The sequence below is a fragment of the Streptomyces sp. NPDC028289 genome, from assembly GCF_055565975.1.
In genome coordinates this window covers 451,113-468,819 of sequence record NZ_JBVHTI010000007.1, presented here as the reverse complement: position 1 = coordinate 468,819, position 17,707 = coordinate 451,113, and the positions used below count along the sequence as shown (strand labels likewise).

The window sequence follows — 17,707 nt, the reverse complement described above, 5'->3', positions numbered from 1 at the left end:
CTCCGGCAGACCACCGGCGTGTTCGCTTCGGTAGGGCCGCTCGGACCGAACGGCCCTGCCGGAGCGCGGAGTTCAGCGGTGGAGCCGGTCGAAGCGGAAGGGGTTCAGGGCCTCGGGGCGGCGGCCGGTGAGGACGTACCGGGTGAGGTTGTGGCCGGTGACCGGGCCCAGGGTGACGCCCAGCATGCCGTGGCCGGTGGCCGCGTAGGCGTTGTCGTGGCCCGGGACGCGGTCGATGACCGGGAGGCCGTCGGGGAGGAAGGGCCGTCCGCCGACCCAGGGGTCGCGGATCAGGCCGACCAGGTCGTCGGGGTCGTCGAACCAGCGGCCCAGGTAGTGCCGGCTGGCGAGGGCGACGGCGACGATGCGGCGCCAGTCGAGGCGGTTGTTGTTGCCGCTGAGCTCCATCGTGCCGCCGATGCGCGTGGTGGTGCCGATCGGCGAGGCGACGGCCCGGCGCTCGCCGAAGTACAGCGTGTGCCGGGGCGCCGGGTCCAGGTCGACCGAGAAGCTGTAGCCCTTGCCCGCCTGGAGGGGCAGCGGATGGCCGAGGCGGCTCAGCAGGGCCGAGGACCGCATGCCGGCCGCGATGACGACGGCCGCGCAGGGGATGTCGCCCTGGGTGGTGCGCAGCGCGGTGACCCCGCTCCCGGAGGTGCGGAAGCCGGTGGCCTCCGCGTTCTCGTGGAGCTTCACCCCCGACGCGGCGAGCCTCTCGCCGAGCGCGCGGGCGAACGCCTCCGGGTCGACCACCCCCTCCCCCTCGACGAGGTACGCCGCGCGCACCGCGTCCGACAGCGCCTCGTCCAGCAGTCGCGCCGCGGACCCGGTGACGACACCGTCGGGGAGCGGGTAGCGGCCGTCGGCCATCTCCCGCTGGACGGCGAGGTGGTGGCGGGCCTCGGCCGGGGACAGGAAGGCATGCACCATGCCGGGGCGGGTCAGGGTGGTGTCGACGCCGGCCGCGCGCAGGCCGTCGAAGAGGTCGAAGGTGTCGCGGTTCAGCTCGGCGATCGCGGTGTAGCCGCGCTGGAAGGCGGCCGGTGTGCTGCTGCGCCAGAACCGCCACAACCACCGTACGAACGCCGGGTCGGGCAGCGGTCGCAGGTACAGGGGCGAGTCCGGGCGGCCCAGTGAACGCAGGGCGTAGCGCACGACGCCGGGGGCCGGGACGGGCGTGGAGTGGCTGAGGCAGACCCAGCCCGCGTTGCCGCGGGAGGCTCCCGAGGCCAGGCCGCGCCGCTCGACGACCTCCACGGGGACGCCGGCCTCGGCCAGGTAGTAGGCGGTGCACAGACCCACCACGCCGCCCCCGACCACCACCACGGGGCCGTCGCCGCCGAGGCCGGGCGTGCTGGTCATGACGCGGATCCGTACGAGGCGAGAAACTCCCGGGTCCGGGGCTGGGCGGGGTTGTCCAGGACGTCCCGCGGCCCGCCCTCCTCCACGATCCGGCCGCGGTCGACGAAGACGACGTGGTCGGACACCTCGCGGGCGAAGGGGAGCTCGTGGGTGACCAGCAGCATCGTCATGCCGTCCGCGGCCAGTTCCCGCATCACGCTCAGCACCTCCCGGGTGGCCTCCGGGTCGAGGGAGGAGGTGGGCTCGTCGAAGAGCAGCACCTCGGGCCGGAGGGCGAGGGCCCGGGCGATGGCGACGCGCTGCTGTTCGCCGCCGGAGAGCTGCTCGGGCCGGGCGAGCGCGCGGTGGGCCACACCGACCCGGCGCAGCAGCGTGACGGCGCGCTCCAGCGCCTCCTGCTCGGGGACACCGGCCTTGCGCTGGGCCAGTACGACGTTCTCCACGGCGGTGAGGTGCGGGAAGAGGTTGAACTTCTGGAAGACCATGCCGACGGTCCGGCGCAGCCGGGGCAGGTCCCGGCAGACCTTGCGGCCGCCCTCGTGCACGACTTCGCCGGCCACTTCGACCGTGCCCGCGTCCGGGGACTCCAGCAGGTTGACGCACCGCATCAGCGTCGTCTTCCCGCCTCCGCTCTGCCCGATGACGCTGACGATGCTGCCCCGGCCGACCTCCAGGTTCACGTCGTCGAGGACCGTACGGCCGTCGAAGGCCTTGCGGAGACCCCGGATGCGTACGACCGCCTCGGCGGGGGCCGGCGCGACGGTGGTGTGCGCGGTGGTGACGGGCTCGGTCATACGACCGCCTCCTTCTGGTCAAATCCCGCGCCGGGGCCGGCGGCCGGTTCGGCGGCGAGCAGGGCGCGGGCGGCACGGATCCGCCGCCGTCGCCACGGAGACAGCGGGACGCCGGCCCGTACCTTCCGTTCCAGCAGCAGGAGCAGCTGGGAGAGGGGGTAGCACAGGACGAAGTAGACGGCCGAGATGACCAGGTAGACCTCCAGCGCCCGGAAGGTGGCCGAGGTGATGAGCCGTCCCTCCGACATCAGCTCGGCGGCGGAGATGGTGACGAGCAGCGAGGTGGACTTCAGCAGGTCGACGAGCATGGTGTTGGTGCCGGCCAGGGCCAGCCGGACGGCCTGCGGCAGGACGACGTGGCCGAAGATGCCCGCCCGGCCCAGGCCCAGCGCCTCGCCCGCCTCCGTCTGCCCGGCATGCACCCCGCTGATCGCGGAGCGGAAGATCTCGGAGAGGTAGGCGGCGTAGAAGACGACGAGGCTCAGGCAGCCGGCGGTGAACACGTCGAGCCGGATGCCGGCCGAGGCCAGGCCGAAGTAGGCGAGGAAGATGATGGCGAGGAGGGGGACGTTCTTGAACACCTCGGTGTAGACGGCGGCGAGGGCCCGTGCGGGCCACACCCGGCTCAGCCGGAGCAGCGCCACCGCGAGGCCGAGGACGACCGCGCCGGCGAAGCTGACCACGGTGTAGGACACGGTGCGGCCGAGCGCGGCGGTCAGGTCGGGGCGGTAGTCGGACCAGGGGACCTGGAAGAAGCCGGACATGTCATCCCCTCACTGGCCGCTGGAGGCGATGGTCGGCGGGGCCCAGTCGGCGGGCCGGTCGACGCCCCGGCGCGCGGCGGCCATGTCGGCCGAGGGCCTGAGGAACTGCTCGGGATCGCCGCCGTACTTCTTGATGAGCTTCGCCAACTCGCCGTTCCGGTACATGGCGTCGATCTGCGCGGAGATCGCCTTCTCCAGCTTCGGCTCCTGCTTGGGGAGGTAGAAGCCGGTCTGGTACGGCTGGAAGTAGGAGTACGCGGGCTTGGCCTTGACCTGCGCGGCGGTGGGCGGGGTGAGGTACTCGGTGCTGATCTTGAGGTCCGGGCGTTCCTTCTGGGCCGCGATGATGAGCAGCGGGTCGAGGAAGCCGACGTCGATGCGGGAGGCGCCGAGGTCGTCGAAGACACCGTTGGCGTCGGGGTAGGCGTGCAGCTTGGCGCCGGGTACGGCCTGGATCGACTTGACCCAGACGTAGCCCTCCACCGTGCCGAGGTTCAGGTTCTCGAGGTCGTCGACCGTCGTGTAGGTCTTGCCGTCGCGGACGGCCATCGCCGGGGGCGAGTAGTAGGGCGGGTCGGTGAACAGGCCCTGCTTCTGCCGGTCGGCGGACCAGGCGACGCCGCCGATGGTGATGTCCACCCGGCGGGACTGGACCCCGGCGAGCATGCCGGCGAAGTCCGTCACCTGCGGTTTGATCTCCAGGCCGAGCTTCTTGGCCGCGTAGGCGAGGATGTCGGCGTCCAGGCCGACGATCTTGCCGCCCTGGACGGTGGTGTACGGCGCGTACGGTTCGACGGCGACCTTGATGACGCCGGGCGTGAGGGTGCCCAGCGCGGCGGTCTTGGCGGAGACGTTCTTCGGAGCGTCGTCACCGCCCGAGCCGCAGGCGGCAACAGAGGAGAGCAGGAGGACAGTTGACAAGGAGGCGGCGACGGAGCGCACACGGATCATCGGCACGAGCCTTCCGTTCCGGCTGAGGGAGCCCGCCGTTCACCGCGTTGTGCCCCCGGCGGGGAGGTGATTGGGGCCATACGCTAGGGAGCGGCCCGTCGTACGTCACCGGTCACTTCGTACACAGTTGTGGCTGGAATCGATCCCTCCCCTGTACGGTGCGTCCAGGCCCGGACCGCCCCGCGACGGGAGGAACGCCCGTGCTGAGCCCGTCACTCGCGCAGGAGATCGCCGGGGACACCTCCGCCGTCATCGGCTTCAACGTGCTGATCACCGATGCGGAGGGCATGGTCATCGGCAGCGGCGACAGCAGCCGCGTCGGCACCTTCCACGAAGCGTCCGTGCAGGTCATCCGCAGCCAGGAGGCCGCCACGCACAACGCGTCCCAGGCTCAGCAGCTGCGTGGGGTGCGCCCCGGCATGACCCTGCCGCTGATCGCGGGCGGGCAGGCCGTCGGGACGGTCGGGATCACCGGGACGCCGGCCCAGGTCCGGCGGTTCGGGCTGCTGGTGAAGCGGCAGACGGAGATCCTGCTGCGGGAGTCCGTGATGCTGCGCTCCCGGCTGCTGGCCGAGCGTGCCGGCGAGAAGCTGCTGGCCGACATCGCCGCCTACGATCCCGAGGTCGTGGAGGGCGACTTCCTCGTCTTCCGGGCCGCCGAACTCGGCTTCGACCTGCGGTTGCGGCGGGTCGCGGTGGCGTTCGAGGTGACCGTGCCCGCCACGGCGGCCCACCGCCAGGGCGCCTCCACCCTGGCCCTGGTCCGTTCCGAACTGCTGCGCACGGTCGGCGAGGTCTTCGCCGACCCCCAGGACATCATCGCCGCCACGGCCCCCGGCTGGATCGGCGTCCTGCACCGGCTGCCGGCCAACGGGTCCACGGAGTCCCTGGCCGCCGAGTGCCGGCGGGTCACCGACGTCATCGCCGCCCAGGACGGCCTGGCCGCCCGCGCGGGCATCGGCGAACCGGCCACCTCCGTCGGCGAGCTGCACGACTCCTACCAGGACGCGTGCGAGGCGCTGCGTCTCGGCACCCGTGTGGCGGACGGGGCCGCCGTCCACCTCATCACCGATCTACGGGTCCACCAGGTGCTGACCGCGGTGAGCCAGTCGGCCCGCAACCGCCTGCTCGACCTCACCACAGCGGACCTGCGCAGCCAGCCGGACTGGCCGGCGCTCCGCGACACGATCACCGCCTGGTGCGAGAACGGGTTCAACCTCGTCAGGGCCGCCGGGGCGCTGCACGTCCACCGCAACACCGTCGTCTACCGCATGAACAAGATCGAGCAGATCACCGGCCGCCCGCTGCGCGAACACCGGACCACCATGGCGCTCTACCTCGCCTGCCTGGCGGACCAGTTGGGCGGCGCCGCCGACTCCCCCGCGCGACGACGCGGCAAGGGGAGAGCAAAGCCCTAGCAAAGGGGCGATCGGGTGCCGTCACCGCACTGATCAGCATCGAATGTGACTTCGACCAAATGCTTTGCATTTCGCTCGTGGAATGCCTAGCCTCCAAGTGTACGAAACGGTTTCGATCAGTTAGTGGGCCGACGGCCCCCGGGGCTCAGGAAAGAGGTGTCGTCGGATGGGCGCTCCACAGACAGCTGCGGAAACCGGGGCGACCCTCTGCCGGCAGTGCCGGGGCAAGCCCCGGCCGGTCGCCTTCACCAGGGCCCGCAGGGACGTCGAACTCACGGAGCCGAGGACGCCGCGGAAGATCGTCGACCGGGCCGTCGCCCGCGGCGAGATCCCACCGGACTCCCCCACGGCCGCCCGCCTCCCGCACTTCCTGGACACCGTGATTCTTCCGGTGCTCGCCAGCACATGATCCACTCGCTTCCGGAGAGCCCCCACATGTCATCCACTTCCGTCGACTCCGTCGACGCGCCCGCCGGCGTCGCACCGGCCCAGTCCTCGTCAGCCCGCGGTGCCAGACACCAGGCACCGCACCGGTGGATGGTGCTGGCCGTGATCGGCCTCGCCCAGCTGATGGTGGTGCTCGACTCGACGATCGTGAACATCGCCCTGCCGTCCGCCCAGCGGGACCTGGGCTTCTCCAACGACGGCCGGCAGTGGGTGGTCACCGCCTACTCGCTGGCGTTCGGTTCCCTGCTGCTGCTCGGCGGCCGGCTCGCCGACTTCTTCGGCCGCAAGACCACCCTGCTGATCGGCCTGATCGGGTTCGCCGGTGCCTCCGCGATGGCCGGCGCCTCGCAGAACCTGACGATGCTGATCGTCGGCCGGGCGGTCCAGGGCGTGTTCGGCGCGCTGCTCGCGCCCGCCGCGCTGTCCCTGCTGACCACGACCTTCACCGACGCCAAGGAACGCGCCAAGGCGTTCGGCGTCTACGGTGCGATCGCCGGCAGCGGCGGTGCCATCGGCCTGCTGCTCGGCGGTCTGCTGACCGAACACCTGAACTGGCGGTACACCCTCTACGTCAACCTGCCGATCGCGGTCGTCGCGGTGATCGGCACGGTGGTGTTCGTCCGCCGGCCCGCGAAGGCCGAGCGTCCCCGGCTGGACACGCTGGGCACCGTCCTCGCCGCGGGCGGCATGTTCTCGGTGGTGTACGGCTTCGCCAACGCCGAGACCCACCCGTGGGGCAACTGGATGGTGTGGGCCTTCCTGGCCGCCGGTGGCGTGCTGCTGGCTCTCTTCACGTTCTGGGAGACCCGGACCAGCCATCCGCTGCTGCCGCTGCGGGTGCTGGCCGACCGCAACCGCGCGGCCGCCTACCTCTCGGTGTTCGTCACCGGCGCGGGCATGTTCGGGATCTTCCTGTTCCTGACCTACTACCTGCAGGAGACGCTGGGGTACTCGCCGGTCAAGACCGGCCTGGCCTTCCTCCCGATGATCGGGGCGCTGATGGTGTTCGCGCAGCTGGCCACCATCGTCGCGGTGCCCCGGATAGGCGCCAAGCCGATCGTCCCGGTCGGCGCGCTGCTCGCGGCCGCCGGCATGGTCTGGCTCACCCGGCTCGACCTGCACTCGGCCTACACCTCGGACGTGCTGGCGCCGCTGCTGATCATGGGCGCCGGTATCGGCATGGTGATGCCGCCCGCGATGAGCCTGGCCACCCTCGGCGTCGCGCCGCAGGACCAGGGCGTCGCCTCGGCGACCACCAACACCATGCAGCAGGTCGGCGGTTCCATCGGCACCGCGCTGTTCTCCACCCTGGCGGCGACCTCGGCCACCGACTACGTCAAGGACCACCACCCGGTGACCCCGCTGGTGAAGGCGAACGCCGCGCTGCACAGCTACGCCACCGCCTACTGGTGGGCGGCCGGCTTCTTCGTCGTGGCGGCCGTCCTCGCGGCGGTGCTCTACCGCAAGGGCAGCCCGATGGCCCAGGCACAGGCCGTGGACCACGCCCCCCTCGCCGCCTCCGAGGAGAACGGCGCGGCCGGGGCCGTGCCCCTGGTCCAGCCGCGGACCGCGACCACCGTGGAACTGCCGGATCCGGCCGGCCTGACGGTGAGCGGCCGGGTCCTGGCGGCCGGCGGCGGTGTGCCGGCGCCGGGCGCCGTGGTCACGCTGATCGACCCGACGGGCCGGCAGCTCGGCCATGCCGTCGCCGACCTCGCGGGCCGCTACGCGGTGGCCGTCCCGGCCGCGGGCTCGTACGTCCTGGTCGGCTCGGCCGCCGGACGCCAGCCGCAGGTGGCCACCCTCACGGTGGGCGGCTCCCCGGTCGAGTACAACCTGGTGCTGGCCGGCACCACCGGCATGACCGGCAGCGTCCGCTCCGGCGGCCTCCCGGTGACCGGAGCCCTGGTGGTCGCGACCGACCCGTTCGGCGAGGTGGCGGACTCCACGGTCACCGGCGCCGACGGCGGCTACCGTCTCGGCGAACTGGTCGCCGGGGAGTACGTCCTGACCGTGAGCGCCGCGGGTCACCGGCCCACCGCCGTCGCGGTGACCGTCGGGGACACCGGGGCCGCCCAGGACATCCTCCTCGCTCCGGCCGCCGCGGTCCGCGGCACCGTCCGTGGCCGGAACGGCTCGCCCCTGACCGACGCCCGGGTGGCCCTGCTGGACTCGGCCGGCAACGTGGTCGCCTCCCGCACCACCGGCGAGGACGGCGAGTACGCCTTCCCGGACCTGCCCGGCACCGAGTACACGGTGGTCGCCTCCGGCTACCCGCCGGTGGCCGCCCCGGTCCGGCTGAACGGCACCGGCCAGGACGGCTTCGATCTCTACCTCGCCCACGAGGAAACCGGGCAGGAGGGCACCCGGCAGTCCGGTCCGCTGGGCTGACATCCGGCCGGCGGAACCTCCCCGGCAGAGCCGGGCGCACGGGTACGACACCCGCGGCGCCCGGCTCTTCCGCATGGCCGACCGGTACCGCACGGGATCCGGTGGCCGGATCCCGGTGATGTCCCGGCGGCCGGCGGGAAGGTGTGGCGCGTCTGGGACGCGGGCGATGGAAACGGGCCCCCGAAAGCCCTGGGTCGGCGTCCTGCACCGCCCGCCGCCCCGGCGGCGCTCTGCCTCGCCTGCCTGGACCCGCGGACCAGTTGGGCGGCGGCACCGACGCCACCGTACGACGGCGGCGTGGGGGCGCTGAAGGCCGCCGACGAAGAGTCCGGCGGCCCGGGGGGCGGTCGACGCGGGATCAGGCCACCGCTCAGGACGTGGTGACCAGGACAACGGCGGCTGCCGCGTCGGCCAGGGCGAACGTGCCGTAGAACAGCCTCATGGTGCGGGACAGGGCGACCACGCGCCATGGAACGGAGTGTGCGTAGCGCTCCACGTCCATGCTGAACAGGGGGACTTGGCCGGGGTCCGGCGCCAGGGAACGGTCGTACAGGGAGCGGAACAGCCGTTCCTGCTCCAGGTAGTAGGTGTCCAGCAGCCAGAAGCCCAAGGTCGTCACCAGGGCAATCACCGCCACGGCCCATCCGGCGCCCCCCGCAGCGACGGTGACCAGGCCCCCGCTGACGGCCATGGCCCAGCTCTTGACCAGGAACGAGTTCGTGCCGAAGCGGGTGATGACGGCCTGGAGCAGTTCGAGGTACTTCACCCTGGCCTCGTCGGGGACCTGCGACACAGTGTTCATTCAGCTGCCTCCGTGGCGTCGGCCGGGTCGTCGTCTCCCCATTGGCGGTTGAGCATCCCGAGGGACTCGTCCAGGCGGCGGGAGAAGTCGTCGGGACGATGCTTGTCGTGTACTCCCCGTGCCTCGGCGAGCAGGTCCAGCCGGATCTTCGGCCCGTCCCCGGATGGTGCCGGCGCGAACGCACCCCGCGGAACGCAGCGGATCCCGGGAACCCGCTCCGGGGGCCATTCGGCCGCGCGCAGCGGGAACTCGAACGTGCCGGCCATGCCCGTGCGCGCCCGTTCCTCCACGAGGCCGGTCGCCGCGTCCTCGACGTGCCTGCGGGCGCCCAGTTCCGCCGCGTCGAGCGAGGCCTTGAGCGCGAACCAGGCCGTGACATGGGCCACCAGCGCCTCCCGTGCCTCGTCGCCCAGCCCGTCGGCGGCCTTCATGCGCTTGCGCAGCGCCTTCTCCGCGGTCTCGGCGCGGACCCGCCGTTCCGTCTCCGCGGCCCGGTCCCGCTTGCGTTTCGCCTTCTCCGCCTTCCGCGTGAGCCTGGCCTCCTCGGCGTCGGCTGCCGCCTCGGGATCGTGCGAAAGCAGCTTCGTGGCCACGGCAGCGGCGCCGAGAAGCAGCAGGAGCACCACGACGACCGGCTGGAACAGCGCCAGATAGCTGTCGTCGGACTCCTCGGTCGCGATCAGGACCCGCACCACACCGCAGACGACGATGAGTCCGAGGAGGGCCAGGGTGAGCAGCCAGGGGATCACCAGCGGACGCCACCAGTACCGGCCGCCGCGGTCGGCCCCGGCGTCCGCACGGGCTTCCCGCACGAAGGCCGTGCGCTCGGCGAGGAACGTACCGGCTGCCAGCAGGCAGACCGCGATGGCCAGGCCGGGCAGGTACGCCAGCCAGTACTGCAACGTGCCCGTGCCGACGTCCAGTATCTGCTGGATCACGGAGCCCATGAACGCGGCGTCGAAGACCGCCCCGGCACCGGTGACGGGCCAGACCAGCCGGCGCCACATCCCCGCGACCCGGGGCCGCCGGGCCGGCACGGTCCGCACCGGCGCGTCCTCCGCGTCGGCGGTCTCCCGCACCACGGCGACGGGCGTCTCCGGTGCGGCCGGCAGCGCTCCCCCGACGCGCCGGAACCGGTCGATCGCCGCGATGGCGCTCTCCACACGCTGCGCGGACCTGACGACAGCCGCGCAGGCCGCACCGAGGCCGGGCCGGTCGTCGGCGAGAAGGGCGTTGCCGGCGCTGAACGCCCCCATCAGTACGGCTCGTTCGCGGCTGTCCGTACGGTCGACCAGGCGGACGGGCGGTGCCTCCTCCGCGTCCTGCCCGCCCGGGCAGTCCTTCGCCGCGCCCAGCACCACACCGTTGCGTGCCGCGCGGCCGTTCTCTGCGTTCATCTGTCCCCCTCACCGGACGACCACGATGTCGACCCGGCGGTCGCACTGCAGTTTCTGTTCCGTCCCGAGGTCCTCCGCCGCTCCGGGGCAGCCGACGGGGACGCCCTTGCCGACGGCGGTCACCCCGCTTACCCCGAGCCGTTCGAGTTCGTTCTTCACGGCGTCCGCGCGGGCCTGCGACAGTGTCCGGTTGTTGGCCGAGCCGCCGCGCGGATCGACGTAGCCGAGGACCCGGACGCGTACCCCGTCCAGGCCCCGGACCTGGACGGCGATCCTGGCCAGCTGAGGAAGGGCGGCGGACCGCAGGACCGGGGAGTTCGGGTCGAACAGCGCCCTGGCCCCGGCCTGCTTCCAGGTGCGCTCCGGGAACTCGACGGCCGGGTCGCCGGGGCGCCGCGGAGACGTCTTCGCGCTGACCGACCGGTCCGCTGCGACCTGGGTCACCGCGCAGTCGGCGGGCTCGCCCGGCGTGGGATGGGCGGCTGCGCAGAGCCGCCGCCAGAGTCCGTCGAGCCAGGCCGCCTGCGCGGGCGAGGCCTGGGGCTCCGCGCTCGCCGTCTCCCCCAGCCCCACGAACACGGTTTCCACGGAGGCCAGCGTCCGGGACGTCACCTCCTTGTCGGCCGAGCAGCCCTGCACGATCGCGTCGGTCTCCAGGTTCCCCTCGAAACCGGCGTCCCGCAGATCGGCACAGCCGGTCGTGGACAGACCGTCGGTCAGGACGACCAGCCTGCGTATCCCCTTGCTGCCGGCGAGGACGGTGCCGGCCTCCCGCAGAGCCCCGAGCACGTCGCTGCCACCGCGGACGGGCACCGTGGACTGCGCCTCGGCCACCACGCCCGCGACGCAGCCCGGTACGGACGCGGCGTGCCGCTGCCGGTTGGTCCCGTTGCCTCCGTCGGCGGGCTTCGCGGCCCAGTCGCTCGCGGTCCACCGGACGTCGTGCGCGGTGCCGCCGAACGTGGCGACGGACACGGTCCCGACCCCCTCCAGCCAGCGGGGTATCTGCCGTTTGACGGCGGCCGTCTGGTCGACGCCGCCGGATGCCGGGGTCGTACCGCGCACCGACGACGAGGCGTCGACGAGGATCACCGTGTGGCCCTGTTGACCGGGGGACGCACCGTCCCCGGCCTTCCGCATCCAGCCGCAGGCGGCCTCCTCCCGGCTCGGGCCCGACACGCAGCCGGACAGCAGCCCGGCCACGATCGCCGGCAGGAGGAGCGCGGACCCGAAGGTCCTGGCCCGGTGTGCTCTCCTCACGGCGTTTCCTCCGGGGGTTCCGGCGTGTCGAGGATCCAGGAGAAGGGGGTGAGTCCCATCTGCTGGGAGAAGCTGTTCAAGGCCTTGTCGTAGGCGTTGGCGAACTCGAAGAGTCCGATCTGCTCGTGGTTCTTGGTGGCCTGGTCGAGTACGTTGGCCAGGGCGACAGCACCCGTGCGGCGCACGGTCCGCAGGGCGTCGGTCGCGGCGGCGAAGTCGCCGTCGGCGAGGGCAGCGGCGAAGGGGACCAGGAACTGGCGCTGTGCCGAGGTCAGTTCGCCCGACCTCTCCAGGGCCGCGATCACCTGGAGCCATTCGTCGGTGAGTTGCCTGGCGTGTGCCGCCTTCAGCAGTCCCAGGCCCAGGGCCTCCTTCATGGCCTGGGCCTCCAGCCGGGCGGGCCGCATGCGGTCGCGCAGGGCCGGGTCGATACGGATCCGGACCGTGGGACGGCACTTGACGAGTCCCGACTCGTCCTCGTAGCACCATCCGTCGGAGAGCTCGGAGTTGATCAGCTTCTCGGCCTTGACCGGGTCGACGGGGTCGCAGGTGCGGGCCAGCGACCAGGACCTCTTGAGGAGTTCGTCGCGGGCTTCGGCCGACAGCGCGCCGGCCCGTCGGCGCAGTTGCTCGACCGACATGTCGCGACTGTGCCAGCGGAAGTGGGGCAACACGTGGAACTCGAAGACGTCGCCCTCCGCCGCGAGCAGCAACGGCTCGGCCGCGGGCGCCAGTTCGGCGTAGGCCTCGGGCCGGACCGGCTCCACGGAGCCGAGTGCGGGCGTTTCCCATTCGGCCACCTGCTCCGATGCGGCGGTGGTCGTCGCAGGCGCGTCGTGCCTGCGACGACGGCGGTCACGCCACCATTCACGCCACCGGGCGAACAGCCCCTTCTTGCGTGCGTTCGTCATCGAGGTATCCCTTCGTTGCGGTCGGCGGTGGTTGATCGAAAGGCGATGGACCGGACGGCGGCCGTCAGATGGCGGCCAGGACGCGCCGGAGTGTCATGGAGTTCCTGTGGCGCGGCAGCCAGACCCGGTTCAGGTGGAACCGGGCGCGTCCTTTCAGCGGACCGGTGAAGATCCGGGGGGCGAGGGACTCGTAGAGCGTGGCGAGGTCCTCGTTGTCCGCGCCGTCCGCGTCCGGCAGCCAGCGGGCCAGCAGATTCCAGGCCCGGGTGGAGGTCTCCCCGGTGATCAGGGCGCGGTTCAGGAGCGTGACGAGCAGCTCGGCGTGCTTGTCGTTCGCCAGCGCGAGTTCGGCGAGAGCGGGCCGGCCCGGCCGGTCCGCACCGACCGTGTACCGGCCCAGGGCGAGCATGGTGCGGACGGCATGCCGCGGCAGGTATTCGTCCCGTGCCGTCGCCCAGCGGTCGAGCTCGGCCATCACCTCGTCCACACGGCCGGCCAGGAACAGCCAGGCCGTGGAGAAGGCGATCGAACTGAAGCCGGCCTGTTCGGGCTTCCGGCCGAGCGTGCCCAGCTCGGCCAGGGTGGCCGGTACGTCACGCAGGCCTATCGACGTTCCGTAGGCCTTGGCCGCGCTGTCCTGCAAGGCCATTCCGGGGCTGCGAGCCCAGTCCTGCACACGCGAGGCGACCCGGTCCGCCGCACCGCCCTCGGCCGCGGCCATCTCCAGTGCCAGGGCGGCGCACACCCGGCGCACACCGGAGTCCGACCTGGCCCACGGACCGACGCGCCGCTGGTAGACGAAGTCGAAGTCGTGCCCCATGAGGAGGCCGACCAGCTGGGCGACCCGGACCCGGACGCGTTCCCGGCCGGGACCGCGTCCGCCGACCAGGAGATCGAGCCAGTCCAGGAGCGGTATGCGCAGCCGGCTGTAGGCGTCCCAGGTGCTCTCCAGCATGGTGTGCAACAGCTGGTCGTGCACCAGCAACGCATGCCGGAAGGTGCTCCGGGCGTCGGCCGCGGCCGCCTCGGAGGCACGCATCTCCTGAGGTACGAGCCGGTTGATGTTCTGCTCGGCCATGTGATGGACGAGGTCCTCGTCCGCGACTCCGAAGTGGGGCAGCATGATCCGGCTGAGCAGGTCGCCCGCCTCGACGACGTCGGACAGCGGGTGTCCGTTGAAGAACGCGTAGGTGATCCGGAACGCCTGGTGATGAGGGGCCGGCATCCCGGTGTCGTCCCGCCCGGCGTCCAGCCCGAGCATCTCCCTGGCGAGCAGCCGCAGCCAGTCGCGCCAGCGGCCGATGACATCCCCGAGGTCCTCGTCCGGGGCGTGGATGTTCTCCGTCAGGACCCGGGCCAGCTGGACGACCCCGGTCACCGAACGGGCCAGCCCCAGTGTGCTCCGCAGCTGTTCGTCGCCGGTCACCCGGGCGAGGAACCGTGACACGCTGTCCGTGTCGCACCGCGGCCCGCCGTCCTCCTCGTCACGCCGGCAGCGGAGCCGGTGGCGGGTGACCAGGGCCGTGAGATGTGCTTCGAGCACCTTCAAGGCGTCGGGCCCGTGGTGTTCGAAGACGCGGGCGTCGCCCGCCGTGCCGGGGAAGCCGGACTGCGGGCCGGTGACGACCAGGTACGCGTCCGCCCGGACCGCCAGCTGGGCCAGGCGGTCCAGCGTCTGCTTGGTGACGGGCCGGGCACCCGCCTCCACCAGGTACCCGTGGCCCTTCTCCAGCACGTCGGCCGCCTGTTCGCAGACGCCCTGGACCACGTCGGCGTCCTCGCGGTGGAGCGTGCTGACGGCGTACCGGGGCTGGCTCCGCCGGATGAGGGCGGCCGTCGCCGTGGCCCGCCGGCCGGTGCCCTCCTCGCCGTACAGCACGATCACGTGGTGCTGTTCGAGGCTGCTCTCCAGCTCGTCCTGGCCGGGGACGGGGACGTAGATCGCCGTGACGATGTCCTCGGGGAAGGGGACCGCCTGGACCTTGGTCCGGTGCGGACCGCCCTCCGCGCCGTACATGGCTTCGATGTAGACGGCATTCCCGTTCGGGCCGAGGCTGACGGGACTGCGGTTGGACTTGATGAGGCTGTGGTGTTCCCGGACGGCGCTGGACTCCTCGAAGGAGACCGGCTGTTCGGGCGCGGGTTTGCCGTCGGCCGGGGCCTGTGGGCCGTCGGCGGCGGACCGCTTCCCGCCCTGCTCGTCCGGCGGCCGGACGGCCGCCGGATCGGCGGGCGGCGAGGCGTCGCCGTCGGGGGCGCGCTCCCCGCCCCCGGACGCCCCGGCCGGTCCGGGGGCGTCCGGTGCCGGCGGTGTGGGCGGGGCGTCCGGTGCGGGCGCGGGGGTTTCCGAGGGTCCCGGCGCCGGCTCCTCCCCTGCCTGATCGTTCATGCCGGCCGCCTTCCGTCACCATCCTGGTCACGGGAGGTCGCGCCCTCGTTGTAGACCGGGTTGATCCCGACCGGGCTACGGGAGAACCGCGCGTGGGGACCCACGTTGAAGCCGGCCGCGGCGTCGCGCCTCTGCTCCGGCTCCTTCTCGGGCACGTGCCGCCGGAGTTCGTCGGTGAGGATGTCCAGGTCGTGATGGGCGTATCCCTCACGCAGGTGCATGACCTGGCGGTTGGCCAGCCCGGCCAGGGCCGGCGGGAGTTTCTCCGCCCGGGGCAGGGCCGCGTCCAGGAGCACCGGAATGACGACCTTGTTCAACGCGAGGGCGGTCGCGATCTCGTCGTGAACGTAGTCCTTCGGCACGTCGATCCTGCGCATGCCGGTCTTCTCGTCGCGGATGTCGAGCCAGCGCGACCCGATCAGGCCGAGGAAAACGACGCACGACTCCAGTTCCCGGCGGAGATGGTCGGGGAAATCCGTCCCCGGCCTCATCGCCCGGCGGTCCCGGAATACATTTCCCTCACCGAAGACGCTCACGAGCCGTTCGTCCACGAGTTCAGGGGCCCGCTCCCCGTCACCCGTCCTGTAGTTGATGAAAATTTTGGCCATCGGGTGACTCCTCACTGGTGGTGCGCAGAGCGCTTTCGGGCCTGCCGCGGACAGATCGGCGACATGCCTGTGTCTGGCGAGATTTTCAGCATGGGAAGAGTGGGTCAATGCGTTTCCCCGGCCCCATTTCCCGGGGAAACGGAACACTCATCCGGAGCCGGAGACGAGGCAGGACGGCAGGCGGCAGCGCGTTTCCCGGTACGCCGCCGGCCGGGAACGGCGCGTCACCGCTCCGTTCCGTGCCGTGGTGGAGATGCGATGAAGAAGGGGGGAACCGGCCAGGGACCACGCGTCCGGGCCGGACACGGGATCGTGATCAGGGAGCGGGCCACGGTCGCCGGCCCGTGGTGTACAGAGGGCCGCGGTCAGCCGCCCGTGGTGTGCAGGGCCTCGGCGATACGGCCGGCGGCGAGCCGGGCGTCGGGATCGCGCGGCCAGCGGTTGAGCCGGCGGGCCAGTCTCTGGAGATCGGCGCGGATGGTGGCCGAGTCGACCACCGACACCGAGGAGGTCACCGCCTCCACCACCGCACAGGCAGGCTTCAGCTCTCCCGCCTCGGCGAGGGCCAGGGCGAGCCGGGCCGCGTACCGGGCCCTCGCCCTGCGAGCCCGTATCGGGACGGCGTCGAGGCTGCCCTCGAGACGGCCCACGGCCTCGGTCGTACGCCCGAGGTCGTGCAGACACCATCCGGCGACGAAGTCGGCGAGTCCGGCGAGGTGCATGCTGCCGATCACCGGCTCGGTGCCGGCGGCGGGCGGGTCCGACTCGTGGTCACGGGCTGCCCGTGTCATGAGTTCGGCGGCGCGGTCCAGAGCCCGGAAGCACGCGGCGTCCTCGCCCAGCAGAGCGTGCCCCTGAGCTCTGCGCTGGGCGGCGAGGCCCCGGATGCGGGTGCTGCGCGACCGTTCCTCAGCGGTGCGCGCGTACTCCACGGTGGCCCGCCCGTCCATCCGGTACAGCGCGACGTCGGCCCGCCGGACCAGGGTGTAGGCGGCGAACTCGGTGTCACCGCCCGCGTCTGCGAGCGCCACGGCGCGGTCCGTCCACCACAGTGAGGCCCGCTCGTCACCGGCCTCCTGGGTCATCCATCCGGTGTACTCGGCATACCGGGCGGCCAGCCGCAGCGCCGCCGCCCGGTCGGCTTCGCGCGAGGCGCCGTGGGCGAGGCCACGCAACGCGTTCATCGCGGTGACGAGGATCTGGGTGACGACCGCCGGGCCGAAGGACTGACCGAGGTTCCGGCACTCGGCGAACAGCGACGAGAAGTGCGCGAGCGCCTCCCTGCACTCGACGTCGAACGCCGAGGACGAGGCGAGCCGCCAGGACATCACCGCGGGGGTGCTGGAAGGATCGGCGAAAGCCTTCTCGTCGTAGGCCACGAAGTCGTTGCCCCGGTCGACCGACATGCGCAGCACCCAGGGCATGGACCATTCGGTCGGCGCTTCGGACGCGGGGAGAGCGGAGGTGTTCCTGGTCGGGAGCAGGGCGTTCAGCCGGCCGTCCGCCCCGAGCGCCCGATCGCAGGCACGCGCGAAATCCGGACTGGGATTCTTCTGCCCGCGCTCGACCTTGCTCAAATGTGCTTTCGAATAATTGATCGCCCGAGCAAGGTCGTCGAGCGATCGACCGGACGCGACGCGGCGCTTTCGTAACTCCGCACCAAAAGAAATTGCCTGCATCATGCCCCCCCTTCGGGAACGGAAGCTCTGCCCAGGCTCCCGCACCCCCGCAGTAATACTCTCGTCTTATCCAATACCTGATGGCTGAAACACATGAGGCCCGGCGGAATCATGACGCTCGGGTCCGGCCGCCCACGGCAGTGCGAGTCCGTCCTGATGGCGACGCGGAAGGAGGTGCAGATGCAGATGGAATACCGACTGGGTGGCCAGTTCTCCGCGTGACGTAATGATATTGCACGCGCCGAATTCGGCCGCCAGTTCGGCAGCGCGGCGCATAGTGGCTGCGGACACGGCCGGATCGACTCCGACGTCGGCGACATGAGTCTTGGGAATGACCAGCGTATGGCCCGCCGTCACCGCGGCCAGCGGCACGATGGCCAGGGAGTCCGGCCACCGCCGGACGACCCGGGCCGGGGCACGTCCGGCCACGATGGCGCAGAACGGGCACTTCTCGGGCGAGGCCCGGCCGGTGTCCACGAGTCTCTCGCCGGGGACCTCTGTCGCGTCTGTCGTCACGTTCCGCTTCCTCGGGCT

15 protein-coding genes and 1 pseudogene are annotated in these 17,707 nt (G+C 72.0%); 4 read left to right on the top strand and 12 right to left on the bottom strand.

The annotated features are described in order from the left end of the window. Positions 1-72: 72 nt before the first annotated feature. From ACZ4UV_RS35305 to ACZ4UV_RS35290, 4 genes are read right to left on the bottom strand one after another with little or no spacing between them, the layout of a single operon-like run. Positions 73-1,362, bottom strand: a complete 1,290-nt coding sequence (locus ACZ4UV_RS35305) for an NAD(P)/FAD-dependent oxidoreductase (protein ID WP_451021333.1) — start codon at positions 1,360-1,362, stop codon at positions 73-75. After that, positions 1,359-2,156, bottom strand: a complete 798-nt coding sequence (locus ACZ4UV_RS35300; protein WP_467843546.1) for an amino acid ABC transporter ATP-binding protein — start codon at positions 2,154-2,156, stop codon at positions 1,359-1,361. The genes ACZ4UV_RS35305 and ACZ4UV_RS35300 overlap by 4 nt, the downstream gene beginning before the upstream one ends. Next, the gene (locus ACZ4UV_RS35295; RefSeq protein ID WP_351484647.1) at positions 2,153-2,920 is read right to left on the bottom strand and encodes an amino acid ABC transporter permease; all 768 of its coding nucleotides are present in this window, start codon (positions 2,918-2,920) and stop codon (positions 2,153-2,155) included. The genes ACZ4UV_RS35300 and ACZ4UV_RS35295 overlap by 4 nt, the downstream gene beginning before the upstream one ends. A gap of 9 nt (positions 2,921-2,929) precedes the next feature. After that, a complete protein-coding gene (locus tag ACZ4UV_RS35290) occupies positions 2,930-3,871 on the bottom strand; it encodes a substrate-binding periplasmic protein (protein ID WP_467843542.1) in 942 nt (313 codons plus the stop codon). 200 nt (positions 3,872-4,071) lie between these two features. Here ACZ4UV_RS35290 and ACZ4UV_RS35285 point away from each other — a divergent pair, with 200 nt between their 5' ends. The 4 genes and pseudogenes from ACZ4UV_RS35285 (at position 4,072) to ACZ4UV_RS35270 (ending at position 8,127) form a co-directional block, all read left to right on the top strand. Further along, the gene (locus tag ACZ4UV_RS35285) at positions 4,072-5,289 is read left to right on the top strand and encodes a CdaR family transcriptional regulator (RefSeq protein WP_451015949.1); all 1,218 of its coding nucleotides are present in this window, start codon (positions 4,072-4,074) and stop codon (positions 5,287-5,289) included. Positions 5,290-5,455: 166 nt separating this feature from the next. Further along, positions 5,456-5,698, top strand: a complete 243-nt coding sequence (locus tag ACZ4UV_RS35280; protein ID WP_467843538.1) for a hypothetical protein — start codon at positions 5,456-5,458, stop codon at positions 5,696-5,698. A gap of 26 nt (positions 5,699-5,724) precedes the next feature. After that, a pseudogene (locus ACZ4UV_RS35275) lies at positions 5,725-7,230 on the top strand (MFS transporter); the annotation flags it as partial. After that, positions 7,213-8,127 (top strand): MSCRAMM family protein, encoded by a 915-nt coding sequence (locus tag ACZ4UV_RS35270; protein WP_390049146.1) that lies wholly within the window; start codon positions 7,213-7,215, stop codon positions 8,125-8,127. The pseudogene ACZ4UV_RS35275 and the gene ACZ4UV_RS35270, both read left to right, overlap by 18 nt. A gap of 370 nt (positions 8,128-8,497) precedes the next feature. Here ACZ4UV_RS35270 and ACZ4UV_RS35265 read toward each other — a convergent pair whose 3' ends face one another. From ACZ4UV_RS35265 to ACZ4UV_RS35230, 8 genes are all read right to left on the bottom strand, one after another. After that, entirely contained in the window at positions 8,498-8,929 is a 432-nt protein-coding gene (locus ACZ4UV_RS35265) for a hypothetical protein (protein ID WP_351484654.1), read from the bottom strand. Further along, positions 8,926-10,326, bottom strand: a complete 1,401-nt coding sequence (locus tag ACZ4UV_RS35260; protein WP_451015947.1) for a hypothetical protein — start codon at positions 10,324-10,326, stop codon at positions 8,926-8,928. Before ACZ4UV_RS35260 ends, ACZ4UV_RS35265 begins: the two co-directional genes overlap by 4 nt. Before the next feature lie 9 nt (positions 10,327-10,335). Next, positions 10,336-11,586, bottom strand: coding sequence for an OmpA family protein (locus ACZ4UV_RS35255; RefSeq protein WP_451015946.1), 1,251 nt, complete (start codon positions 11,584-11,586; stop codon positions 10,336-10,338). Beyond that, positions 11,583-12,497, bottom strand: a complete 915-nt coding sequence (locus tag ACZ4UV_RS35250; RefSeq protein WP_451015945.1) for a hypothetical protein — start codon at positions 12,495-12,497, stop codon at positions 11,583-11,585. The genes ACZ4UV_RS35255 and ACZ4UV_RS35250 overlap by 4 nt, the downstream gene beginning before the upstream one ends. Positions 12,498-12,561: 64 nt before the next feature. Beyond that, positions 12,562-14,886, bottom strand: coding sequence for a hypothetical protein (locus tag ACZ4UV_RS35245; protein WP_467843533.1), 2,325 nt, complete (start codon positions 14,884-14,886; stop codon positions 12,562-12,564). Next, on the bottom strand, positions 14,883-15,494 hold the full coding sequence (locus ACZ4UV_RS35240) for a toll/interleukin-1 receptor domain-containing protein (protein ID WP_451015943.1): 612 nt from the start codon (positions 15,492-15,494) through the stop codon (positions 14,883-14,885). The genes ACZ4UV_RS35245 and ACZ4UV_RS35240 overlap by 4 nt, the downstream gene beginning before the upstream one ends. Positions 15,495-15,859: 365 nt before the next feature. Next, positions 15,860-17,173 (bottom strand): helix-turn-helix domain-containing protein, encoded by a 1,314-nt coding sequence (locus tag ACZ4UV_RS35235; RefSeq protein ID WP_451015953.1) that lies wholly within the window; start codon positions 17,171-17,173, stop codon positions 15,860-15,862. 66 nt (positions 17,174-17,239) lie between these two features. After that, on the bottom strand, positions 17,240-17,689 hold the full coding sequence (locus ACZ4UV_RS35230) for an HIT family protein (RefSeq protein WP_351484664.1): 450 nt from the start codon (positions 17,687-17,689) through the stop codon (positions 17,240-17,242). Positions 17,690-17,707: the final 18 nt, after the last annotated feature.